Source organism: Streptomyces sp. H27-H5, from assembly GCF_026627505.1.
In the GTDB taxonomy this organism is placed as follows: domain Bacteria; phylum Actinomycetota; class Actinomycetes; order Streptomycetales; family Streptomycetaceae; genus Streptomyces.
Window position 1 is genome coordinate 35380 of sequence record NZ_JAPNLK010000028.1, and the last position, 23229, is coordinate 58608.

Below are 23229 nucleotides of genomic sequence, written 5' to 3' on the forward strand. Positions count from 1 at the left end.
TCCTACGCGCCTACGGGAACTACGCGAACAGCGTCCGACCCCACCAGTCGTCCTTGTCACGGACGCCCGGCGGGACGGCGAAGACGGCCGAACCCACGTGCTGGATGTATTCGTTGAGCGAGTCTTTCCGGGCCAGCTCCCGCTGGATCGGCACGAACCCCTTGCGGACGTCCCGCTGGTACGCCAGGAAGAACAGTCCGGCGTCGAGCCGGCCCAGCCCGTCCGTGCCGTCGGTGAAGGAGTAGCCGCGGCGCAGGATCGTCGCGCCGCCGTTGGTGTCCGGGTGCGCGAGGCGGACGTGCGCGTCCGGCTTCATCGCCTTCAGGAACGGCTCGTCGCGCTCCTTGGACTTGCCGACGGGCGCGCCCTCGCCCTTGTCACGGCCGATGATGTCCTCCTGCTCCCGCAGGGAGGTGCGGTCCCAGGTCTCGATGTGCATCCGGATGCGCCGGGCGACCAGGTACGAACCGCCGGCCATCCAGTCGGAACCGTCGGAGGCGCTCGCCCAGACGAACTTCTCCAACGCCTCCCGGTCCGTGCCCGAGACGTTCCGGGTGCCGTCCTTGAAGCCCATCATGTTGCGCGGGGTCTGCGCGTCCGGGGTCGTCGAGGAGGTCTTGCCGAAGCCGAGCTGCGACCAGCGCATCGCGATCCTGCCGAAGCCGATCCGGGCGAGCTGGCGAATGGCGTGCACCGCGACCTGCGGATCGTCGGCGCAGGCCTGCACGCACAGGTCGCCGCCGGAGCGGGCCGCGTCCAGGTTGTCGCCCGGGAACAGCTCCAGGTCCACCAGGGCGGCCGGACGCCTGCCCTCCAGCCCGAACCGGTCCTTCGCGAAGAGCCCCGGCCCGAAGCCGACGGTCAGGGTGAGCCGCGAGGCCTTCAGACCCAGCGCCTCGCCCGTGTCGTCCGGCGGAGCCTCCGGCAGACCGCCGAAACCGCCCTCGCCGACCGGGAGTCCGGCCGTCATCAACCGGGCCGCCAGCGTCCACTCCTTGAGGAGCGCGACGAGTTCGGCCCGGTCCTTCGTCGTCACGTCGAAGGCGGCGAAGTGCAGACGGTCCTGGACCGCGGTCGCGATCCCGGCCTGGTGCTCGCCGTGGAACGGCACGGCCGCCCCCGTCGAGCCGGCCGGCACCACGTCCGGGTCACCGCCGAACACCGCGACCGCACCGCCGGTCGCCGCGGCGCCGAGCGCCAGCCCGGCGCCGCCCCAGCCGAGCACGGCGCGCCGCGACGGCGCGGCCCGCCGGCCCCCGGCCGGCGCGCCGACCTCCGGGCCGTCGGCGCTCGGGCCGTCGATGGGCTGCGGCTCCGGCGTTCCCGCCGGCTGCGACGTCGACTTCGTCATCCTCGTACTCCCGTCCTCTCCGTTCTTCTCCCGGGTTACTTCGCGACCGCGGCGGCCAGCTTCGAGAGCGGCTCGGCCAGCGCGTTGACCGCGTCCGAGAGCTCCTTGCGCTCCGCCTCGCCGACCTTGTCGTACGAGACGAAGTCGTAGCCCGTCTTGTCGGCGCGGTACTTGTCCAGCAGCGTGTTCAGCGCGGCGAACCGGGTGTCCAGGGTCTTCGCGAGCTCCGGGTCGTTCTTCGAGGCGACCGGCTTCAGCAGCTGGTAGGCCTTCTCCGCGCCCTCGACGTTCGCCTTGAAGTCGACCAGGTCGGTGTGGCTGAAGAACTCCTCCTCGCCCGTCACCTTGCCGGTGGCGACCTCGTCCAGGAGCTCCTTGGCGCCGTTCGCCATCGAGGTCGGGGTGATCTCGGCCGTGCCGACCTTCTTCTGCCACACGGTGAGGTCGGCCATCAGGGTGTCCGCGAGCTTCTTCTCCGGCTCGCCGAGCTTGCCGTCCTTGAACACGGCCTTCTCCAGCGTGTGCCAGCCGGTCCACTCCTGGTTGGCCTCCAGGTCGGCCTCGCGGAGGTCAACCTTCGGGTCCAGGTCGCCGAAGGACTCGGCGACGGGCTCGGTGCGCTCCCAGCCGATGCGCGAGACGGCGTACGCCTTCTTCGCGGCCTCGACGTCGCCGGCCTTGACCGCGTCCGCGAAGGCCTGCGCCTTGGGGAGGGTCTCGTCGGCCTGCGCCTGCACGTACTTGCGGTACCCGGCGACCGCGGCGTCCATCTCCGGGCTGCGCTTGGCGGCGGCGCCGCCGCCGGTGGCCTTGACCGCCTGGCGGATGCCGTCGCCCTTCATGCCGGGCTTGCAGGCGATCTCGTAGTCGCCCGCCTTGATCTCGGCGGTGATGGAGGCCTTGGTGCCGGGGCCGATGTTCTCGCGCTCGGCGACGATCCGGTCGTCGGGGAAGAGGACGTAGACCTCGGTGACCTTGGAGCCCTTGTTCTCGACGTCGACGGTGATCTTGCCGGCGGGGAACTCCTTCTTGGAGACCTCGCAGGCGCTGTCCGAGGCGGCGACCTTGATCGCGCCGTCGCCGCCGGTGTCGCCCTTCTCCGCGCAACCCGTGACGGCGGTGAGCGCGGCCACGACGGCGGCCGCGGCGAGAACGGTGAGGCGAGCGGGTCGCATGGAGGCTCCTGGCGAGGTAAGGGCTGGTGAGGCGGACCTAACTTAACCGAGGCTTACCTCACTCATACCCGACAGTCCAGTGATACAGATCTCACCTTTCCCTGCCGGACACGAGGCCGTCACGGCCTTTCCATGACGACCCCATGGTCGGGTCAAGCCGAGGTCAAACCCGGCTCCTCGTTCCGCCCGACGGAACGCGTCGGCCCGGCCGCCCGCACGGCCCGTGATCATCGCCGGCCGGCCGGGGCGGGCGGCTCAGCCGCGGATCGGGACCACGAGCGGCGCCCCGCCGCGCGGGTGCGGGAGCACCTCCACCGGCTGCCGGTAGACCCGGCTCAGCAGGCCGCCCTCGAACACCTCGGTCGCGGCCATGGCCCGGGCCACCGCCTCCTCGTCGTCCTCCTCCAGCGGGGTGCCGGCCCAGGGCGCGCGGCCCATCCGTACGACGTCCTCCACCGGGAAGGGGAAGGACAGCGCGGCCGACTGGGGGAGCACCGAGCGGCGCAGCGCCAGATCGGGCGCCGACCAGTCGCCCACCGGGCGCCCGTCGATCCGTACGGTCCCCGAGGCGGCCGGCAGGTCGGCGCAGAGCGCGGCCAGCAGTGTGGACTTGCCCGCGCCGTTCGGTCCGACCAGGGCCAGCACCTCGCCGGCCCGGGCGCTCAGGTCGATGCCGGCGAGCACCTCGCGCTGCCCGAGGCGCGCGTGCAGGTCCACGGCCTCGGCGCACGGCGTGCCGGGTGCGGGCCGGACGGGGATGCTCCGTCGGGTCCGGCGGAAGAGGGTGATCACGCCCAGCCTCCCTGCTTGCGGCGGGTCCGGCGCAACAGCCAGAAGAAGAACGGGCTGCCGATGAGCGCGGTCAGCACGCCCAACGGGAGTTCGGCGGGCTGCGCGAGCGTCCGCGCGGCCAGGTCGCCTGCGACCAGGACCACGGCGCCGGCGAGGGCGCTGCCCGGGACGAGGAAGCGGTGACCGGGGCCGTTCGCCATCCGCAGCAGGTGCGGGACGAGCAGGCCGACGAAGGTGATGATGCCCGCCACCACGACGGCCGCCGCCGTCAGCAGCGCGACGACCAGGATCAGGGCCAGACGCAGCCGTTCCACGTCCACGCCGAGGTGCCGGGCCGGTCGCTCGCCCAGGGCCGGCAGGTCGAGCTTGCGGGCGTGGAACGGGGCGACGAGCAGGCCGGCGAGCGCGCAGGGCAGGACGGCGAGCACCTCGGGCCAGGTGGCCTGGGCGAGGGAGCCGAGCTGCCAGAAGGTGATCTGGTTGACCTGGCCGCTGTCCGCGAAGAAGACGAACAGGCCGATCAGGGCGCCCGCGAAGGCGTTGACGGCGATGCCGGTCAGGATCAGCGTGACGACCTCGGTCCTGCCGCCGTTGCGGGACAGCAGGTAGACGGCGGCGACCGTGATCAGACCCGCCACGAAGGCGCAGGCGGTGACGGTCCAGTTCCCGAGGAAGGTCAGACCCAGTCCGATCGCGGCGACCGCGCCGACGGCGGCGCCCGCCGAGATGCCGATGACGCCCGGTTCGGCGAGCGGGTTGCCGAACACGCCCTGCATCAGGGCGCCGGCGCAGCCGAGGCTGGATCCGACCAGCAGGGCGAGCACGACGCGGGGCAGCCGTACGTTCCACAGCACGCTCTCGCCGACCCGGTCGAGGGCGGCCCCGCCGAGGCCCACGCGGTGCTGCACGGAGGCGAGTACGTCCCCGACGGGAATCCGGTAGGCGCCCACGCCCGCGGAGACCAGCGCCAGCACGACCAGCGTCACGACCAGGGCGAGGGTCAGGATCAGGGCGCTGGGCCGGGTGCGGGCAGGACCCTTCAAGGGCGCGGCGGGCGCGGTGGGCGCCGAGGGCACTGCGGGGGTCGGGGGCGTCGCGGGCGGCGCCGTGGAGCCGCCGGCGCGCGGGGGCTCGTGGGAGACGGTCACATCAGGCCTTGCCGTAGAGCTGGGAGGTCAGGGAGGCGAGGACCTGGTCGGTGCGGGGGCCGTAGTTGAGGAGCACCCCGTCGTCGACGGAGACCACGCGGCGATCCGGTCGGCGGCGCGCCGGCCGAGTCGGGTACCGGCGTCCTTGACGCCCAGCGCGCCGGCGATGGTGTCGATCCGCTTCCGTACGTCGTCCAGCGTCTTGGCGGGGGCGACGACCAGCAGCGGGATGCCCGCGTCGCGGATCTGCCCGATCGCCTCGGCGGGGCCGGTGGTGGTCTCGGCGATCACCAGCGTGGGGCGCAGCGACAACACGCCCTCGGCGGACACGTCGTGTGCTCGTGTCACCACCGGCAGCTTGGCGGCCTGTTCGAAGGTGGCGGTGATGTCCCGGGCGACGACCCGGTCGCCGAGCCCCAGGGTGTGGACGATCTCGTTGAGGCTGCCGGTGAGCGGGACCACGCGGTCCGCCGAGGTGATGGTCACCGAGGTGCCGTCCGCCGAGGGCACGGTCACCGGGAGGGCGGGCGTCGGTGACGGGGTGAGGGGTTCCACCCCCGTCCACCAGGACGGCTACGCGCCCGGTGACCGGATCGACGACGTCAACCTCACCGTGTCCGTGGACAAGGACGTCACCGCCCCCGACGCCACCGGCGGTTCGACCTCGGGCGGTACCGGCACCACCGGCGGTACGGGCACGGGCGGCGGCGGCACCGTCGGCGGGAGCGCGGGCGGCAACCTCGCCTCCACCGGCGCCGAGATCCCGGCCGGAGCCCTGCTCGGAGCCTCCGGCGCGGTCATCGCGGCCGGCGCCGGCGCGGTCCTCATCGCCCGCAGGCGGCGCATGACCCAGGGCTGAGCCGTGCTTGAATGCCCGCGTGAACGATCTCGACGTGCTCAGGGTCTTCTGCGCGGGCGACGGCCGGTACGGCAACCTGCTCGGAGTCGTCCGCGACGGCCGCATCTGCCCCGACGACGCGTCCCGGCAGGCGCTGGCCGCCGAACTCGGCTACAGCGAGACGGTGTTCGTCGACGACCCCGAACGCGGGGTCGTCGACATCCGTACCCCCGGCACACGGCTCGCCTTCGCCGGGCACCCGCTGGTCGGCCTCGCCTGGCTGCTCGACATCGAGGAACTCCAGCCGCCGGTCGGCTCCGTCTGGGCCCGCGACGACGGCGAGTTCACCTGGATCACCGCCCGCCCCGAATGGGTCGAGGGCAAGCGCACCGAGCAGTACGCGTCCGCCGCCGAGGTCGAGGAGCTGCCCGCCCCGCCGCCGGGCGAGGGCTGGTTGTACGCCTGGGCGTGGGAGGACGAGACCGCGGGCCGGATCCGGGCCCGCGGGTTTCCGCGCCGCCCCGACGGCGCCGTCGTCGAGGACGAGGCCACCGGCTCGGCCGCGATCCTGCTCACGGCCGAGCTGAACCGCGCCCTGAACATCACCCAGGGCGCCGGCTCCCAACTCCTCACCGCGCCCGGCCCGGACGGCACGGTCGAGATCGGCGGACGCGTGCGCTTCGCCCCCGGGAACTGAGCACCCCGACCGACCCGGTCGAGTGCCGCGGCGCCGGACACGGGCAAGGGGCGGCCCCCGGCGGGGCCGCCCCTTGCCTCTCGTGCACCGGTCGGTCCCGGACGTCGCTCACGCGCTGAGCGGGAACTCCCGGCCCAGTTCGCGGAAGACGGCGCCGTTGAAGTCGAAGGCGCGCTTGCACTCGTCGATGATCCGCTGCTTCTCCAGGTCGTCCGCGGAGATGGCGTCCAGCAGCTCGCGGTAGGTGCGCTTGAAGGCGGCCGGGTTGGAGATGTCCGCGAACACGTAGAAGCGCACGCCGTCGCCCTTGCGCTCGAAGCCCCAGGTGCGCTCGGCCTTGTCCCGGATGATCTGGCCGCCGGACAGGTCGCCCAGGTAGCGGGTGTAGTGGTGGGCCACGTAACCGCCCGGCCAGCCGGCCGCGCACTCGGCCACCCGGGCCGCGTACGCCTCGGTCGCCGGCAGCGCCACCAGCGACTCGCGCCACTCGGGGCCGCGCAGGTGCGCGAGGTCCCGCTCGATCTCCGCCAGGCGCATCAGCTCGGGCCGGATGAACGGCCCGGCGACCGCGTCGTCCTTGAGGGGCTCGGCCGCGTCCTCCAGGGCCCGGTACACGAACCACAGCTGCTCGGTGTAGCGGGTGTAGGCGTCGACGCCCAGTCGGCCGCCGAGCAGATCGCTCATGAACGTCGAGGTCTCGGCCTCTGTGTGCTGCTCGTGCGAGGCGACACGGATGACCGTGGAGAAGGCGTCCAAGGCGGACCTCCGAGAAATCGGGGGATGAGAATGGCGTGGCGGCATCGCCGCCCCACCTCGATCCTCGTACTTAGGCTTGCCTAAGTCAATGTGTTCCCGACGTCCTGTCGGTAAAAATTCGCCCGGCCCGGAGGCCCTCCGACAGGGCCTAGGGCAGCGTGAGGATCTCCGCTCCCGTGTCGGTCACGACCAGTGTGTGCTCGAACTGCGCCGTCCGCTTGCGGTCCTTCGTGACGACCGTCCAGCCGTCGTCCCACATGTCGTACTCGTGGGTGCCGAGCGTGAGCATCGGCTCGATCGTGAAGGTCATGCCGGGCTCGATGATCGTGGTGGCGTGCGGGCTGTCGTAGTGCGGGACGATCAGGCCGGAGTGGAAGGACGTGCTGATGCCGTGCCCGGTGAAGTCCCGGACCACCCCGTAGCCGAAGCGCTTCGCGTACGACTCGATGACCCGACCGATGATGTTGATCTGCCGGCCGGGCTTGACCGACTTGATGGCACGGTTCAAGGACTCGCGGGTGCGCTCCACCAGCAGGCGCGACTCCTCGTCCACCTCCCCGCACAGGTAGGTGGCGTTGTTGTCGCCGTGGACCCCGCCGATGTACGCGGTCACGTCGAGGTTCACGATGTCGCCGTCGCGCAGGACGGTCGAGTCGGGGATGCCGTGACAGATGACCTCGTTGACGGAGGAGCACAGGGACTTGGGGAAGCCCCGGTAGCCGAGCGTCGAGGGATAGGCCCCGTGGTCGCACATGTACTCGTGGGCGACCTTGTCGAGCGCGTCGGTGGTCACCCCCGGCGCGATGTGCTTGGCGGCCTCCTCCATCGCCTGGGCGGCGATCCGGCCGGCGATGCGCATGGCCTCGATGGTCTCGGCGGTCTGCACCTCCGGTCCGGTGTACGGAGTGGGCGCGGGCTTGCCCACGTACTCGGGCCGGCGGATGTTGCCGGGAACGGAACGGACGGGAGAGAGCTCGCCTGGTACGAGCAGCGACTGGCCAGACATGCAGGCGAGTGTATCCAGCGGTGATGGGGCAAGCTGGCGACAGAGAGCGGCACGAGAGGAGCCCGAGGACGATGGCCCTGTTCAAGAAGCGCCAGGTCGGCAAGCCCGGCGAGTGGTACTACTGCCTGGTCCACAAGAAGGTCGAAGAGGGCCCCGACTGCCCGGCGAAGGACCGTTTCGGCCCCTACGCCACGCCCGAGGAGGCGACCCACGCCATGGAGACGGCGCAGGAACGCAACCTCGAATGGCAGAACGACCCGAAATGGAACGACAAGACCCCCGAGGTGGGCGAGGAAACCCCCTGAAACAGAGGGTGAGGCGGGCCGGCGGGGGCGGTGGGATGGCACCCCTCCCGGGCGGCGCCCCTCACCAGCGGCCGGGCGGCGGCGCGGTCAGCTGATCGGCCAGCCGCGCCAGCCGGTCCCGGAACCGCCGCGAGCCGCGCCGGCCCGGCGGACCGTTCTCCCCGGCCGCCGCGCTGACCAGGTGCTGCACCGTGTCCAGGTCCAGCTCGGCCGTGGCACCCGGCACCGACAGCGCCTCGTGCGCCAACGTCCCCAGCGCGGGATCCCCGCCGTCCAGGGACAGCACGGTCGCCCCCGCCCGCCGCGCGTCGTGCACCCGCTCCAGCAGCCCCGCGTCCGGCTCCTGCGGGGCCACCACCAGCAGCGTGTGCCCGCGCCGGGCCGCCCCCAGCCGGCTCAGCCCCACCGACAGGTGCGGCGGCTCGCCCGGCAGCACACGGTGCCGCACGAGCGTCGGCGCCAGCTCCGGCAGCCCCGACCACGCCGCCTCGTCCACCAGGTGCGCGGCCATGTGCCACGGCTCGTACCGCTCCGTCCCCACCAGCAGCAGGCCCCCGCCGGACGGAACCACCGCGCGCCGCAACGCGCCGGCGAAACCCCGGGCGGCACCCGGCCACCGCGTCCCGGCGAGAACCTCGCGCAGCAACGCCACCCTCACCGCATCCATGGCGGGCATCCTGCACCAGCGAAAGGGCGCGCGGGTGCGATACCGGCGGCTCCCGTCCATTCGACTGACGCGTACTCGGCAGTACTCTCGCCCCCATGACTTCCTCAGACAGCACGCAGAAGCCGCCGGCCAAGGACCCCCGGGACCTGCCCGACGTCTCCGGCCTCGTGGTCGGCGTCCTCGGCGGCACCGGCGACCAGGGCCGCGGCCTCGCCTACCGGTTCGCCCGGGCCGGCCAGAAGGTGATCATCGGCTCCCGCGCCGCGGACCGCGCACAGGCGGCGGCCGAGGAGCTCGGCCTGGGCGTCGAGGGCGCCGACAACGCCGACTGCGCCCGACGCAGCGACATCGTGATCATCGCGGTGCCGTGGGAGGGCCATGCCAAGACCCTCGAAGCACTGCGCGAGGACCTCGCCGGCAAGCTCGTGGTCGACTGCGTCAACCCGCTCGGCTTCGACAAGCAGGGCGCCTACGCCCTCCCCGTCGAGGAGGGCAGCGCGGCCCAGCAGGCCGCGGCCCTGCTCCCCGACTCCCGGGTCACCGCCGCCTTCCACCACCTCTCGGCGGTACTGCTCCAGGACGAGACGGTCGAGGAGATCGACACCGACGTGATGGTCCTCGGCGAGTCCCGCGCCGACACCGACCTCGTCCAGGCCCTCGCCGCCCGCATCCCGGGCATGCGCGGCGTCTTCTCCGGCCGCCTGCGCAACGCCCACCAGGTCGAAGCCCTGGTCGCGAACCTCATCTCCACCAACCGCCGCTACAAGGCCCACGCGGGCCTGCGCGTCACGGACGTCTGAGACGACCGCGCCCCGTCCGGGCGCGGGCCGGCGCCGGCCCGCACGGCCGACCCCGAGCGGCACCGCTCGCAGGGTCAGCCGCGCCGGCCGGCCCGCACATCGAGCGGGCCCAGCCGCCCCACGACGCCCTGGTGGAACCGCGCCACGGCGTCGTCGACACTGCGGATGAACCCCGATTCCGTGTTGCCCCGGGTATTGCCCATCCCCTTGATGAGCGTCAGCCGGAACCCGGCCGGCGGCGCCCCGTCCCGGGGCAGCAGGTTCCCCGGCTCCGGCCGCAACCGCTCCAGGGTCCCGCGCGCCCCGATCCCGCCCTCGACCAGGCTCTCCACATGGAGGTCCGCCGGCGCCTCGGCCAGCATCCGGACCAGCCTCTTCACCGAGATCAGCGCGGAGGAGCCCTCCGGGGCGGGAACCTCCATCGAGGTCCGCACCTCTCCCGTCCGCAGATCGGCGGTCACCGCGATGACCCCGCTCGTGCCGTCGACCCGCAGCTCCGCCGAGAGCCGGCCGTCCGCGCACAGGGTCTCGGCCGCGGCGAGCCGGCGCTCCCGGGGATCGCTGCCCCGCCGGGCCCGCTGCACCGGGAGGGCCTTTTGGCCCAGCTCCCCGCCCAGGCGCAGACAGACCTGGCGGATCAGCCGTTCCCAGCTCTCCACCACGTCGACGGCCCGCTCGTCGCCCGGGTTGAGGGTCTCGTCCTCGATGCCCTTGCGGACGGGCACCCAGGACGGTCCCATGTTCTGGAACCCGTGGCAGCCGGAGTTCTCGTGCTGGAGGTACTCCAGCAGTTCCTGGAGCAGCCAGGCGTGCGCGGGGTTGCCCACGCCCTCGTGGCGGATCAGGAGCTGGGCCTGGTGGGCCACCTCCGCCCACGACAGGTGTCAGAGGTCGACCTTGTGCTTGCGGCGCCCGTCGATCTTGACGTCGACCACGGGGGCGCCGTCGAGGGCCACGTCGTTGGAGAGCGTGATGACGGCCTCGTAGCCACGCCGCGTGGCGATGTCCATGTACGCCTGGACCTGCTCGGCCCGCAGCGGGTTCCCGTTGGTCTTCGTCTCCACGAGCGCCGTCCAGAGCTTGCCGGCGCGCTCGATCCGGATGACACCGTCCGGCCGCCGTGGGGCGTCGCCGTGGGGCAACGACACCTCCGTGAAGGTCTGCGTCCGTCCGGCGGGGGCGCCGAAGGCGGCCGTGAGCCGGCGGCCCAGCTCGGGCACCTGCGTCATGACGGCGAGCAGCACCGAGGTCGCGCGCACCTCCCGCTCCCGGTCGCTCTTGAGGGAGGGAACCGGGAAGAGCCGAGCCGGCTGCCAGGAGTCGTTCTCGGCCAGCGACTTCCTGTCGGTCGGCGTCTTCCCGAGCAACTGGACGCTGCCGTCCTCGGCCGCGGGATGGTTGTAGAAGTAGAAGTCGTCGTCCGAGCGGACCTTGCCGTGCGCGTCGAGCAGCAACACGGACACGTCGGCGTCGCCGGCGCCCGACGCGCTGGTCCAGCCCAGACTCACGACCACGGCCCCGGGGTCCTCGCCGAGAGCGGTCAGACTGACGTTCGCACCCTTTGTCATCTCCCGCATGGCTTCCCCCCGGTCGTCCGGCTTCGTCCGCTCGGACGGAGCTTCGCGCACCGTATCCAGCCGGCGGACCGGCGCTCAGGCGAAGGGGGAAATGGGCGGGATGTCCCGAGGGGGTGGCGGCGGTCGGCGGCGGGGCGCGATGGGGGACACTGGAGGAACCCGACCCCCGTTCCGTGTCGCCGAGGAGCCGTGCCGCATGCCCCGCCTTGCCGTGTTCGCCGTAGTCGTCTGTGCCCTGTCCGTGGCCGCGGCCGTGGTCGCCTTCGTCGAGGGCAGCTTCCTCGGGATCATCTGGGTGCTGCTGGCCGGGCTGACGTCCAACATGGCCTGGTACTACGTACGCAAGGCCAAGGCCGACAAGGCCGCCCGCGCGAACAGCTGACGACGGCCGGATCCGGGGGCGTACCCCGAGCCACGGCTCGGGCCACGGCTCAGGCCGCGGCGCAGTAGCCGTCCGCGTCCTGCCAGAAGCGGTAGAGGTCGCGGCCGCAGTACGTCTCGAACTCGGACACGCCGAGCGCGTCGAGGATGCCGCTGACCGCGCCGAAGAAGAACGCGTTGACCTCCGGGATCCACAGCAGCGCGAACACGCCGAGCAGGGCGAACGGCGCCAGCGGCGCCACCTGGCGGCGCACCCCGTGCGACAGCCACGGCTCGATGACCCCGTACCCGTCCAGGCCCGGCACCGGCAGGAAGTTCAGGATCGCCGCCGACACCTGGAGCAGCGCCAGGAACGCCAGCGCGAAGCGGAACGGCATCGGCACCCCGTCGAGGGCGTTCAGCCAGAACGGCGCGGTGCACACGATCGCGAAGGCCACGTTCGTCAGCGGCCCGGCGGCCGAGATCAGACTGTGCTTCCAGCGGCCGCTGATCCGGTCGCGTTCGATGTACACGGCGCCACCGGGCAGACCGAGACCACCCAGGATCACGAAGATCACCGGCAGGACGATGCTGAGCATCGCGTGCGTGTACTTCAGCGGGTTCAGCGTCAGGTAGCCCTTGGCGCCGACCGTGATGTCACCGCCGTGCAGGGCGGTCCGGGCGTGCGCGTACTCGTGCAGGCACAGCGAGACCACCCACGCCGCCGTGACGAACAGGAACACCGCGAGGCCGGTGCTCGTCGAGTACCCCGTCCACACGGCCCACCCGGTCACCGCCATGACGGCGACGATCCCGAGGAAGACGGAACTGATCTGCCGCTCGCCGCGGCTGCCCTGGTGACCCATGCGGCGAAACCTATCCCGGGCACGGCGACGGGTGTCCCCCGGGTACGGCGACAATGGGCCGGTGCGTTACGTGATTCTCGGCACCGCCCAGGCCCTCTCCGACGACGGCGACCCCGTCGCCGTCGGCGGGGCGCGGCTGCGCGCCCTCCTGACCGCCCTCGCCCTGCGCCCGGGCCGCACCGTGCCGGCCGAGCTGCTGGTCGCCGAGGTGTGGGACGGGGACCGGCCCGCCGACGCCCCGGCCGCGCTCCAGGCCCTGGTGGCGCGCCTGCGCCGGGCGATCGGGCACGCCGCCGTGCGCTCCGGGGAGGGCGGCTACCGTCTCGCCGCCGGCCGCGAGGACGTGGACCTGTACCGCTTCGAACGGCTGGCGCGGGCCGCCGCCGCCGAGCGGGACCCGGCCGCCGCCGCGGCGCTGTACGACGAGGCCCTCGCCCTGTGGCGCGGCCCCGCGCTGGCCTCACTGCCGGATCCGGCCGGGGAGTCCGCCCGCTGGGAGGCCGTACGGGCCGACGCGCGCCGGGGCCGGCTCGCCGCGGCCCTCGCCCTCGGCGAGGCGGAGCGGATCCTGCCCGAGCTGACCGCGCTGTGCGCGGAACACCCGCTGGACGAGCCGCTGCGGGCCCTGCGGATCCGCGCCCTCGACGCCGCGGGCCGTCCGGCGGAGGCACTGGCCGCCTACGAGGACGTCCGCCGGGACCTCGCCGACCGCCTGGGCGCCGACCCCGGCCCGGAACTGCGCGCCCTCCACGCCGCCCTGCTCGCCCCGCCGGAACCCCACGCGGCACGGCCCCCGCACCCGGCGGCCGCCGCCCCGACCCCCGCGGCACGGCCCGACACCGCGCCCGCCCCGGGCGCCGACCCCGCCGCCGGCGGCAACCTGCGGGCCCGCCTCACCACCTTCGTCGGCCGCGAGGACGACATCCGCGTCATCGGCGCCGACCTAACCCGATCCCGCCTCGTCACCCTGCTCGGGCCCGGCGGCGCCGGCAAGACCCGCCTGTCCCAGGAGGCCGCCGAGGCCCACGCCGCCGCCGGCCACCCCGACGGGATGTGGCCCGACGGGGTGTGGCTCGTCGAACTGGCCCCCGTGGACGACCCCGAGGACGTCGCCGAAGCGGCCCTGGCCGCCCTCGGGGCCCGCCAGACCAAGCTGCGCGGCGCCGCCGCCGAGGAACTGCGCGCGCTCACCGAGCGGGGCGGGGACGACCCGCTCGCCCGACTCGTCGAACACTGCGGCCGGCGCGACCTCCTGCTGCTCCTCGACAACTGCGAGCACGTCATCGACGCCGCCGCCGTCCTCGCCGAACGGCTCCTCACGCACTGCCCCGGCGTCCAGATCCTCGCCACCAGCCGGGAACCCCTCGGCGTGCCGGGGGAGGCGCTGCGCCCCGTGGAACCGCTGCCCGACCCCGTCGCACTGCGGCTGCTCGCCGACCGCGGCGCCGCCGCCCGGCCCGGCTTCCGCGTCGAGGACGACCCGGCCGCCGCCGCGGAGATCTGCCGCCGCCTCGACGGCATGCCCCTGGCCATCGAACTGGCCGCCGCCCGGCTGCGCCTGCTCACCCCCCGCCAGATCGCCGACCGGCTCGACGACCGGTTCCGCCTCCTCACCAGCGGCTCCCGCACCGTCCTGCCCCGCCAACAGACCCTGCGGGCCGTCGTCGACTGGTCCTGGGACCTGCTCGACGCACCCGAACGGGCCGTCCTGCGACGGCTCTCCGTCTTCGCCGGCGGCTGCGACCTCGCCGCCGCCGAGGCCGTCTGCGCCGGCCCCGACGCGGACGCGGTCGTCGACGCGCTCGGCTCCCTCGTGGACAAGTCCCTCGTCGTCGCCGCCCCCGGACCCGACGGCGACATGCGCTACCGGCTGCTGGAGACCGTCGCCGAGTACGCCTCCGAGCGCCTGGACGAGGCAGCCGAGGACCGCGCCGACACCGAACGACGCCACCTCACCCACTACCGCGAACTCGCCCGCACCACCGAGCCCCTGCTGCGCGGACACGGCCAGCGCACGGCCGCCGAGCGGCTCGCCACCGAATACGAGAACCTCCGTACCGCGCTGCGCCGCGCCGTCGCCGCCAAGGACATCGGCGAGGTGCTCTGCCTGGTGCACTCCCTCGTCTGGTACTGGCACATGCACGACCTGCGCGCCGAGTCCCGCCACTGGGCCGACGCAGCCGTCGCCCTCGGTCCGGACCCCTTCGCCCCGCCGATCGCCCCCGCCGAACCGGTCTACGAGCGGCTCGTCGACTCGCCCCCGCCCTACACCGGCGAACTGCTCGCCGAGGCCTGGCGCGGCGCCCGGATGATCCAACTCACCGCCCGCGACCAGAACAGCGGCAGCTGGAACTCCCCGGACGTCCGCCTCCAGGTCGAGGGCATGATCGCGGCCTACCGGCCCGGCCTGCCCCAGACCTGCCGGTTCCCCACCGCCCTGTGGATCTACGCCGTGATGATCGCCGGCGATCCGGAACTGCTCCGGCGCATCATCGACGAGACCGTCGAGACCACCCGCGCCCTCGGCTACCGCTGGGAACTGGGCTCCGCGCTCCAACTGCGCGCCAACATCCGGGCGAACCGTGCCGCGTCGTTCGGCGACGCCGCCCGCGACGCCGAGGAGAGCCTCGCGCTCTTCCGCGAGCTCGGCGACGACTGGGGCTGCGCCGAGGCACTGTCCGCCCGCGCCGAAGCCCTGGAGAAACGCGGCGAGTACGCCCTGGCCGCCGCCGACTTCCAGGCCGCGATCGAGCACGCCCAACGGCTCGGCGCCCCCGCCCAGGTCACGATCCTGCGGGTGCGGATGGCCGGCACCCTCGCCGAGGAGGGCCGGCTGGAGGAGGCGGAGGAGATCCTGACCGGGCTCCTCGCCGTCATCCGCCAGTACCGCAACGAGGCCCTGCCGGCCGCCCGCATGTTCCTCGCCGGGCTCTACGGCCGCACCGGCCGCCTCGTCGAGGCCCGCGCCGAACTCACCTCCCTGCGCGAGGAGTTCGCCTTCGGCGCGTACGCGATCTTCGACGGCTTCCTGCTCGGCGTGCTGGCCTGGCTCGACAACAAGGAAGGCCGGCACGAGGAGGCGCTGGCCCTCGTCCGGGAGGCCGCGACCACCGCCCGGGACCCGATGGCGCTGATGGTGGCCCCCCAACTGCCGGCCGTGCACCTGCTGATCGCGGCCGTGGCCCTCCTGGGACTCGGCGGTCCGCGCCGCGAGCGCGACGCCGCCCGACTCCTCGGCGCCTACCGGGCCCTGGTGCCGACCGGACACTTCCCCGTCACCACCGAACGCGAGGACGCCGCCCTCGTCGAAAAGTCGGCGAGGGCGGCGCTGGGGGACCGCGCGTACGAGGCGGCCTACGCCGAAGGCGGCGGCCTCACCCTGGAGGAGGCCACCGCCCTCGTCTGAACCACCGCTTCCGCCGGGCCCCGACATCGGGAGAACCGTTCCGGCATGCGCCCGACGGACTCCGCGCGTCAGGTCTTGTGACGGAACTTGCGGACCGCGAGCGGCATGGTGATCGCGGTGATGGCGACCGACCAGATCAGCGTCATCGTCACCGAGTGGCCGACCGGGCCGCCGTTCATCAGGCCGCGCGCCGCGTCGGCCAGGTTCGACAACGGGTTGTAGTCCGTGAAGGCCTGCAACCAACCCGGCATGGTCGTCGGGGAGGCGAAGATCGAGCTGCCGAACTGCAGCGGCATCAGCACCAGCATCGCCATGCCCTGCACGGCCTGGGCCGTCTTCATGGTGAGACCCAGCAGGATGAAGATCCACATCAGCGACGCGCCGAAGATGGCCGACAGGCCGATGGCGAGGAACAGGTCCAGCACCGAGGTCTTGATCGACAGGCCCAGGATGAAGCCCATGACGAGCAGGATCGTGATGGCGACCAGCATCCGGCCGAGCTCCACCACGATCTTCGCGATGAGCACCGACGAGCGGGCGATCGGCATGGACCGGAACCGGTCCATCACGCCCTTCTTGAAGTCGTCGTTGACCCCGGTGCCGACCGCCATGGCGATGTTCATGCCCATCATCGCCATCAGGCCGGGCACCAGGTAGTTGACGTACTCGCCCTGGTTCCCCTTGCCGGAGATCGCGCCGCCGAAGACGAACACGAACAGCAGCGTGAAGATGATCGGCATGAACAGGACGTCGAACATCGACTCGGGGTCCTGCTTGATCTGCAGGGCGTTGCGGCGCACCAGGGCGCTGATGTGCCGCAGGTTGCCCCGCAGGCCGATCCGGCCCTCGTCGGGCAGGTCGCGCGGCGCGGCGTCCGGGACGGTCGCGGTACTGCCGGGCTTGGACGTGGTGACGGTGCTCATGCCGCGACCTCCTCGGTCTGCTGGGCGGGAACGGACTCCTCGACGGAGGGCTTCTGACCGGTGATGGACAGGAAGACCTCGTCGAGGCTGGGCAGGTGGGTGCCGAGATCGGCGATCGCGTAACCGCGGCCGGCCAGCAGCCCGATCGCCGCGGTCAACTGCTCGTCGCTCAGGATCGGGACCAGCAGGACGCCCTCGTCCGGGATGGCCTGGGAACCGGCCACGCCGTCGAGACCGGCCTCCGCCAGCGCGCGGGCCATGCCCGGCAGATCGGAGGCGGAGACGGGACGGATCTTCAGGGTGCGGCCGCCGACCCGGGCCTTCAGCTCGTCCACCTTGCCGTTGGCGATGACCTTGCCCTTGTCGATGACCGTCAGCTCGCTCGCGAGCTGCTCGGCCTCCTCCATGTACTGGGTGGTCAGCAGCACGGTGGCGCCCTCGGCGACCATCCGCTGCACCTCGTCCCACACCTCGTTGCGGGTGCGGGGGTCCAGACCGGTGGTCGGCTCGTCCAGGTACAGCACGGCCGGCCGGCCGATCATGGAGGCGGCCAGGTCCAGCCTGCGGCGCATGCCGCCGGAGTAGTGCATGACCGCCTTCTTGGCGGCCTCCGTCAGCGAGAACCGCTCCAGCAGCTCGTCGGCGCGGGACCGGGCCTCCTTGCGGGGCAGGTCCAGCAGCCGGCCGATCATGTAGAGGTTCTCCCAGCCGGACAGCTTCTCGTCGACCGAGGCGTACTGACCGGTGAGACCGATGGTGCGGCGCAGCTGCCGGGGCTGGCGGACCACGTCGAAGCCCGCCACCGTCGCCGTCCCGGCGTCCGGGGTGATCAGGGTGGAGAGGACGCGGACCAGGGTGGTCTTTCCCGCGCCGTTGGGCCCGAGAACCCCGAGCACGGTGCCCTCACGGACATCGAGGTCCACACCGTCGAGGGCCTTGGTCTCGCCGTAGTGCTTGACCAACCCCCGAACCTGTACGGCGTGCGAGCCGCTCGGGGAAGTCTTGTCGTTTCGCGTCATGGACACCATGGGACCAGCCGCCACTGACAAAGCACCGACAGCCGACCGACAGCCGACCCACACAGGGCCCCCGGCCCGCCGACGGGGACGTCGACGGGCCGGGGGCGGCGGGCCTAGTGGAAGGCGTGCTCGGCCTGCGGGAACGTCCCGCCGACCACGTCCTGCGCGAACGCCTTCGCCGCGTCGCCCATGGTTTGCCGCAGGTTCGCGTACTGCTTCACGAACTTCGGCATCTTCCCGCCCGTCAGGCCCATCATGTCCGTCCACACCAGCACCTGGGCGTCGCACTCCGACCCGGCACCGATGCCGACTGTCGGAATGTGGAGCGACCGGGTGACCTCGGCGGCCAGCTCGGCCGGCACCAGCTCCAGCACCACCGCGAAGGCGCCCGCGTCCTGCGCCGCCTTCGCGTCCCGCAGCAGCTGGTGCGCGGCCTCGTCCGTGCGGCCCTGCACCCGGTAGCCCATGGCGTTCACGGACTGCGGGGTCAGACCCAGGTGGGACATGACCGGGATGCCGGACTGCACGATCAGCTCGGTCTGGGCCAGCGAACGCTCGCCGCCCTCCAACTTCACCGCACCGACACCGGCCTCCTTGACCAGCCGCGTCGCACTGCGCAGCGCCTGCACGGCGCCTTCCTGGTAGGAACCGAACGGCAGGTCGCCGACGATCAGCGCGCGGCTCGTGCCGCGCACGACGGCCGCCGACAGCAGGGTCATCTCGTCCATCGTCACGGGGACGGTGGTCTCGTAGCCGAGGTGACAGTTGCCCATCGAGTCGCCGACGAGCATGACCGGAATCCCGGCCTCGTCGAACACGGACGCGGTCATCGCGTCGTAGGCGGTGAGCATCGGCCACTTCTCGCCGCGCTCCTTGGCCAGGGCCAGGTCGCGGATGGTGATGCGGCGCGTTCCCGTGCCCCCGTACAGGGTGGGGCCGGAGGTCTCGCGGGCAGGCGAAACGACATGCGTCATGGCTACTGCTCCTTGTGTCATCTCGAGGCGCCCTCACGGCGTCCCCGGACTCACCCACCATGGTGGCACTCGTCGGCCCCTCCACGGAAGTGGCGCGATGACCGGTCCGTCACACTCACGGCCCCTCCCGGGACGCGCCACGCCCAATGTGCGCGTTTCGTGACAAGCGGAACCCTGACCGCACGGCCGTTCGTCCTCACGGAGGTACGGCCGGCAACGACGGCACGGATCTGCTTCGAACATCGCCTAGGGTCAAGGGGCGGGGACGGAGCGCGAGCACGGCAGCGAGGGCAGTGGAATGGCACAGGCGTACATGACGGAGACGGGAAACGGCGGCTCGGAGCCCGAGCCCTCCCGATCCGGTCTCCGACGCCGACTGGCCGACCTGCGCCGAGACCGGGGAATCTGGCGCCGGGGGCGCGTCACCGCGGGCCTCGCCGCACTGCTCTCGCTCGTGATGATCTTCCACGCCGACCTGCCGAACGACGTGGGCAACCTCGGCAGCCTCACCGAGACCTTCCTGCCCTGGCTGGGCCTGGCCGTGCCGGTCCTGCTCGTCACCGCCGTGATCCGCAAGTCCGCGACCGCCCTGCTCTCGATACTGGTGACCGCCGCAGTCTGGGCGAACCTGTTCGGCGGCCTGGTCACCGACAAGTCCGGCGGCGGCGGCAACCTGATGGTCGTCACCCACAACGTGGACGCCGACAACGCCGACCCGCGCGGCACCGCCGAATCGGTCGCCGGCTCCGGCGCCGACGTGCTGGCGCTGACGGAACTCAAGGCCGGCGTCGTCCCCGTCTACGAGAAGGCCCTGGCCGGCGTGTACAAGTACCACGCCGTCGAGGGCACGGTCGGCGTGTGGAGCAAGTACCCGCTGTCCTCCAGCGCCCCCGTCGACATCAAGATGGGCTGGACCCGGGCCATGCGCACCACCGTGGACACCGCCCACGGCCAGGTCGCGGTCTTCGTCGCCCACCTCCCCTCGGTCCGGGTCAAGCTCAACGCCGGATTCACGGCCAACCAGCGGGACAACAGCGCCGACGCGCTCGGCGCCGCCCTGGCCTCCGAACCGCTGAAGAAGGTCGTCCTGCTCGGCGACCTCAACGGCACCATGAACGACCGGGCCCTGTCCGAGGTCACGTCCCAGATGCGCTCCACCCAGGGCGCGGCCGGCGACGGCTTCGGCTTCAGCTGGCCCGCGCAGTTCCCGATGGCACGCATCGACCAGATCATGGTGCGCGGCATCATCCCCGACGCCTCCTGGACCCTGTCGCGCACCGGCAGCGACCACCTCCCGGTCGCGGCACGGATGACCGTCAAGGACTGACGCGCAGGACGCCCGACGCACGACAGGACCCCGACGCACGACAGGGGGCCGGGGCCGCTTCACGACGCGGCCCCGGCCCCCTGTCGCACCCGGCCCTACGTCCGCTCCCGCCAGCCGTTGGTGATCGGCAGCCGACGGTCCTTGCCGAAGCCCTTCGCGGAGATCTTGGTGCCCGGCGGGTACTGGCGGCGCTTGTACTCCGCCGTGTCCACCATCCGCAGCGTCCGGGCGACCAGCTCGGCGTCGAAACCGGCGGCGACGATGGAGTCCATGCCCTGGTCGCGGTCCACGTACATCGCCAGGATCGCGTCGAGCACCGGATAGTCCGGCAGCGAGTCCGTGTCCACCTGGCCCGGGCGCAGCTCGGCGCTCGGCGGCTTCACGATCGAGTTCTCCGGGATCGGCGGGGTCTCGCCCCGCTCGACGGCGGCCCGGTTGCGGTACCGCGCGAGCCGGAAGACATCGGACTTGTAGACGTCCTTGATCGGGCCGTAGGCCCCGACCGAGTCGCCGTACAGGGTGGAGTAGCCGACGGCCAGCTCCGACTTGTTGCCCGGGGCCAGCACGATGTGACCCTCCTGGTTGGAGAGCGCCATCAGCAGCGTGCCGCGCAGGCGCGACTGGAGGTTCTCCTCGGCCAGCCCGGTCAGCCCCAGGGACCCCATGTAGGCGTCGAACATCGGCTCGATCGACACCGTCCGGAAGTTCAGGCCGGTCCGTTCGGCCAGGTCGGCGGCATCGCCCCTGGAGTGGTCCGAGGAGTACTTGGAGGGCATCGACACGCCGTACACGTTCTGCGCGCCGATCGCGTCACAGGCGACGGCGGCGACGAGCGCCGAGTCGATGCCGCCCGAGAGCCCGATCAGGACCGAACGGAACCCGTTCTTCAGGACGTACGCGCGCAGTCCCACGACCAGCGCGTCGTAGACCTCCTCGTCGTCGTCGAGGCGCTCGGCGCAGCCGCCGGGCACGACCGGCTCGTACGCCTCCACCGGCTCCTCGGACAGGATCACGCGGTCGATCCGCAGCCCGTCGGCGACAACGCCCTCGGGGGCGTCGGCGCGGGCCGCCGGCAGGTCCAGGTCGACCAGCACGCAACCCTCCGAGAACTGCGGGGCCCGGGCGACGACCTTGCCGGCTGCGTCCACGACGATCGAGTCGCCGTCGAAGACCAACTCGTCCTGACCGCCGATCATCGCCAGGTAGGCGAGGGTGCAGCCGGCCTCCCGGGCCCGCTTCCCGACCAGTTCGAGGCGCTGGTCGTCCTTGTCGCGCTCGTACGGGGAGGCGTTGATCGACACCAGCAGGCCGGCCGCGGCGGAGCGGGTCGCGGGGACCCGGCCGCCGTCCTGCCAGAGGTCCTCGCAGATCGCCAGGGCCACGTCCACGCCCCGCACCCGGATCACCGGCTGGGTGTCACCCGGCACGAAGTACCGGAACTCGTCGAAGACCCCGTAGTTGGGCAGGTGGTGCTTGGCGAAGCGGAGGACGACCCGCCCCCCGTACAGCACGGCGGCGGCGTTCTCCGGGGAACCCGCCGGACGGCCGAGCCGCGGCGCGGCCTCCTCCGTGCGGTCCAGGTAGCCGACGATCACGGGCAGCTCGCCGAAGCCCTCCGCGGCCAGCCGCTCCGCGAGTTCGCGCAGCGCCGTGCGGGAGGCTTCGACGAAGGAGCCGCGCAGGGCGAGGTCCTCGACGGGGTACCCGGTGAGCATCATCTCGGGGAACGCCACCAGGTGGGCCCCCTGCTCCGCGGAGTGCCGCGTCCAGTGGACGACGGAGTCGGCGTTCGCGGTGATCTCGCCGACGTGCGAGTCGATCTGATTCAGAGCCAGGCGAAGTTGAGGCACGGGCCCAGTGTAATCGTCTTTCTGACGCGATGTCCTGGAGCCCGGCCTCTTTTCCGTTCCCGAAGGCGGGTCAGCGGACCGGGCCGGCGAACTTCACGGGGTCGAGCAGCAGTCCGGGGGAGATCTCCGCGCGGAGGGTCTTGACCCCCTTCGGCACCTCGTAGGCGGCGCTCCCGGTGGCGGTCGCGCCCGGCGCCACGGTCCCCGAGATCGCCTTGGGCATGTGTCCGTCGAAGACGGACTCGGCGGCGCGTCCCTGCTCGTCCGTGACGTCGGGCTGGGCGTAGAACACGACGACGGGCTTCTTCGACGTGTTGGTGATCGTGACGTCGAACCGCACCGCGTTGTCGATGTCCGCGAAGCCGCTCTCGGAGACGTACTCGACGGGCGCGGACAGGGACACCTTCAGGCCGTTCGCGTACGTGTGGCTCTCGCCGAAGGCCAACGGGGTGCTGAAGCCCGGGCCGGTCGTCGGCTCGTCGCCGGGCAGGCCGTACGGCGAGGAGAAGGACGGCGTGGGGTACGGCTCGTCCCACCCGCGGCTCGGCCGGCTGTCCGCGACCTTGTCGACCTCGTCGGCGACCCTGACGGTGAAGTAGAACCCGGCGACCGAGGCGAACAGGCTGAGCACGCCGAGGATCGTGCCCCACAACGACATCGCCTTGCGCGGGGCGCCCCGGGAGGCGCTGACCATGGCCGCGATGCCGAGACCGAGGCCGGTCAGGCCGAGGAGCGTGCCGATCCAGAAGAAGAACGGGGTGAGGGCCACCAGGACGGCGATGAGGCCGAGCACCAGCGAGGCGACGGCCAGACCGTTGCTCTTCTCCTGCGCGGCCCCGGGGTATCCGGGGTAGCCCGGGTAACCGGGGTAGCCCGAAGGGCCGGGAGGGACCCCGTACCCGGGCGGACCCGCGTACCCGCCTGGCCCGGCGGGCGGCGGCCCGGCGAAGCCCTGGTCGGCGGGCGCGCTCCAGGGGTTGACGGGATCGGCGGGGGCCTGCGGCGCGGGTGCGGGTGCGCCGAAGGCGCCGGGGGGCGGGCCCGGGGTGAGCGGTGCGAAGCCCGACGGAGCCGGCGGGGCGGTGGCCGGCGGGGCGTCGGCGGGCTCCGGCGCCGGGGCCTCGGCGGGCGCGGGGTCCTTCGTGAGGGAGGGGCCGGGCGTGGGTGTGGGCGTGGGCTCCTTCGTGAGGGACGGGCCCGGTGTGGAGGGCGTGCTCGGAGACGGGTCCGGCGCGGGCGCCGCCTCGGGTATGGGCGTTCCCGCGGGCTCCGTCGGCGGACCGGTCGGGTGGCTGGGCGGGTTCGGGGGCGTGCTCATACCTGGGGGCGTCCTTCGGGGCGTGGCGGCGGTGACGACCCACCCTGCCACGCGCCCCGACCCCCTCCAACCCG

At 72.7% G+C, this 23229-nt stretch carries 20 protein-coding genes and 2 pseudogenes; 7 read left to right on the forward strand and 15 right to left on the reverse strand.

The window, feature by feature from the left end:
- Positions 1-19: 19 nt before the first annotated feature.
- The 5 genes and pseudogenes from efeB to OTB19_RS16195 form a co-directional block, all read right to left on the reverse strand.
- A complete protein-coding gene (gene efeB / locus OTB19_RS16175; RefSeq protein ID WP_267798937.1) occupies positions 20-1351 on the reverse strand; it encodes an iron uptake transporter deferrochelatase/peroxidase subunit in 1332 nt (443 codons plus the stop codon).
- 35 nt (positions 1352-1386) lie between these two features.
- Positions 1387-2526, reverse strand: a complete 1140-nt coding sequence (efeO, locus tag OTB19_RS16180; protein WP_267798938.1) for an iron uptake system protein EfeO — start codon at positions 2524-2526, stop codon at positions 1387-1389.
- A 255-nt stretch (positions 2527-2781) separates the two neighbouring features.
- Entirely contained in the window at positions 2782-3324 is a 543-nt protein-coding gene (locus OTB19_RS16185; protein ID WP_267798982.1) for an ATP-binding cassette domain-containing protein, read from the reverse strand.
- A complete protein-coding gene (locus OTB19_RS16190; protein ID WP_267798983.1) occupies positions 3315-4361 on the reverse strand; it encodes a FecCD family ABC transporter permease in 1047 nt (348 codons plus the stop codon). Before OTB19_RS16190 ends, OTB19_RS16185 begins: the two co-directional genes overlap by 10 nt.
- Positions 4362-4562: 201 nt before the next feature.
- A pseudogene (locus tag OTB19_RS16195) lies at positions 4563-5021 on the reverse strand (ABC transporter substrate-binding protein); the annotation flags it as partial.
- Between OTB19_RS16195 and OTB19_RS16200 the strand changes: the two are divergent.
- Both OTB19_RS16200 and OTB19_RS16205 read left to right on the forward strand, forming a co-directional pair.
- Entirely contained in the window at positions 4915-5325 is a 411-nt protein-coding gene (locus OTB19_RS16200) for a hypothetical protein (protein ID WP_267798986.1), read from the forward strand. The pseudogene OTB19_RS16195 and the gene OTB19_RS16200 sit on opposite strands and share 107 nt — an antisense overlap.
- A gap of 19 nt (positions 5326-5344) precedes the next feature.
- Positions 5345-6001 carry a PhzF family phenazine biosynthesis protein gene (locus OTB19_RS16205; protein WP_267798939.1) on the forward strand — a complete coding sequence of 219 codons (657 nt, stop codon included), beginning with the start codon at positions 5345-5347 and terminating at the stop codon, positions 5999-6001.
- Positions 6002-6109: 108 nt separating this feature from the next.
- Here the strand turns inward: OTB19_RS16205 and OTB19_RS16210 are convergent, their stop codons facing one another.
- Both OTB19_RS16210 and map read right to left on the reverse strand, forming a co-directional pair.
- A complete protein-coding gene (locus tag OTB19_RS16210; RefSeq protein ID WP_267798940.1) occupies positions 6110-6802 on the reverse strand; it encodes a heme oxygenase (biliverdin-producing) in 693 nt (230 codons plus the stop codon).
- Between the two features lie 103 nt (positions 6803-6905).
- Positions 6906-7763, reverse strand: a complete 858-nt coding sequence (map, locus tag OTB19_RS16215) for a type I methionyl aminopeptidase (RefSeq protein WP_267798941.1) — start codon at positions 7761-7763, stop codon at positions 6906-6908.
- A gap of 71 nt (positions 7764-7834) precedes the next feature.
- Between map and OTB19_RS16220 the strand changes: the two genes are divergently transcribed.
- Positions 7835-8068, forward strand: coding sequence for a hypothetical protein (locus tag OTB19_RS16220; RefSeq protein ID WP_267798942.1), 234 nt, complete (start codon positions 7835-7837; stop codon positions 8066-8068).
- A gap of 61 nt (positions 8069-8129) precedes the next feature.
- Here the strand turns inward: OTB19_RS16220 and OTB19_RS16225 are convergent, their stop codons facing one another.
- Positions 8130-8735, reverse strand: a complete 606-nt coding sequence (locus OTB19_RS16225; RefSeq protein ID WP_267798943.1) for a hypothetical protein — start codon at positions 8733-8735, stop codon at positions 8130-8132.
- Positions 8736-8830: 95 nt separating this feature from the next.
- On the opposite strand from OTB19_RS16225, the gene npdG reads away from it, so the two are divergent.
- Positions 8831-9535, forward strand: a complete 705-nt coding sequence (npdG, locus tag OTB19_RS16230; RefSeq protein ID WP_267798944.1) for an NADPH-dependent F420 reductase — start codon at positions 8831-8833, stop codon at positions 9533-9535.
- Between the two features lie 74 nt (positions 9536-9609).
- On the opposite strand, the pseudogene OTB19_RS16235 reads toward npdG, so the two are convergent.
- Positions 9610-11112: pseudogene (locus OTB19_RS16235) on the reverse strand (TerD family protein).
- A 196-nt stretch (positions 11113-11308) separates the two neighbouring features.
- On the opposite strand from OTB19_RS16235, the gene OTB19_RS16240 reads away from it, so the two are divergent.
- Positions 11309-11494 carry a hypothetical protein gene (locus OTB19_RS16240; RefSeq protein ID WP_267798946.1) on the forward strand — a complete coding sequence of 62 codons (186 nt, stop codon included), beginning with the start codon at positions 11309-11311 and terminating at the stop codon, positions 11492-11494.
- 49 nt (positions 11495-11543) lie between these two features.
- On the opposite strand, the gene OTB19_RS16245 is transcribed toward OTB19_RS16240, so the two are convergent.
- The gene (locus OTB19_RS16245) at positions 11544-12338 is read right to left on the reverse strand and encodes a site-2 protease family protein (RefSeq protein ID WP_267798947.1); all 795 of its coding nucleotides are present in this window, start codon (positions 12336-12338) and stop codon (positions 11544-11546) included.
- Between the two features lie 61 nt (positions 12339-12399).
- Here OTB19_RS16245 and OTB19_RS16250 point away from each other — a divergent pair, with 61 nt between their 5' ends.
- A complete protein-coding gene (locus OTB19_RS16250) occupies positions 12400-15744 on the forward strand; it encodes an AfsR/SARP family transcriptional regulator (protein WP_267798948.1) in 3345 nt (1114 codons plus the stop codon).
- Between the two features lie 68 nt (positions 15745-15812).
- Here OTB19_RS16250 and OTB19_RS16255 read toward each other — a convergent pair whose 3' ends face one another.
- The 3 genes from OTB19_RS16255 to panB form a co-directional block, all read right to left on the reverse strand.
- A complete protein-coding gene (locus tag OTB19_RS16255; protein ID WP_267798949.1) occupies positions 15813-16667 on the reverse strand; it encodes an ABC transporter permease in 855 nt (284 codons plus the stop codon).
- Entirely contained in the window at positions 16664-17695 is a 1032-nt protein-coding gene (locus OTB19_RS16260; RefSeq protein ID WP_385647094.1) for an ATP-binding cassette domain-containing protein, read from the reverse strand. Before OTB19_RS16260 ends, OTB19_RS16255 begins: the two co-directional genes overlap by 4 nt.
- A gap of 104 nt (positions 17696-17799) precedes the next feature.
- Positions 17800-18660 (reverse strand): 3-methyl-2-oxobutanoate hydroxymethyltransferase, encoded by an 861-nt coding sequence (panB, locus tag OTB19_RS16265; RefSeq protein ID WP_267798951.1) that lies wholly within the window; start codon positions 18658-18660, stop codon positions 17800-17802.
- 298 nt (positions 18661-18958) lie between these two features.
- On the opposite strand from panB, the gene OTB19_RS16270 reads away from it, so the two are divergent.
- Positions 18959-19987, forward strand: coding sequence for an endonuclease/exonuclease/phosphatase family protein (locus OTB19_RS16270; RefSeq protein ID WP_267798952.1), 1029 nt, complete (start codon positions 18959-18961; stop codon positions 19985-19987).
- A gap of 95 nt (positions 19988-20082) precedes the next feature.
- Here the strand turns inward: OTB19_RS16270 and OTB19_RS16275 are convergent, their stop codons facing one another.
- Together OTB19_RS16275 and OTB19_RS16280 are read right to left on the reverse strand one after the other, a co-directional pair.
- A complete protein-coding gene (locus OTB19_RS16275; protein WP_267798953.1) occupies positions 20083-21837 on the reverse strand; it encodes an NAD+ synthase in 1755 nt (584 codons plus the stop codon).
- 70 nt (positions 21838-21907) lie between these two features.
- Entirely contained in the window at positions 21908-23155 is a 1248-nt protein-coding gene (locus tag OTB19_RS16280; RefSeq protein ID WP_267798954.1) for a DUF4352 domain-containing protein, read from the reverse strand.
- Positions 23156-23229: the final 74 nt, after the last annotated feature.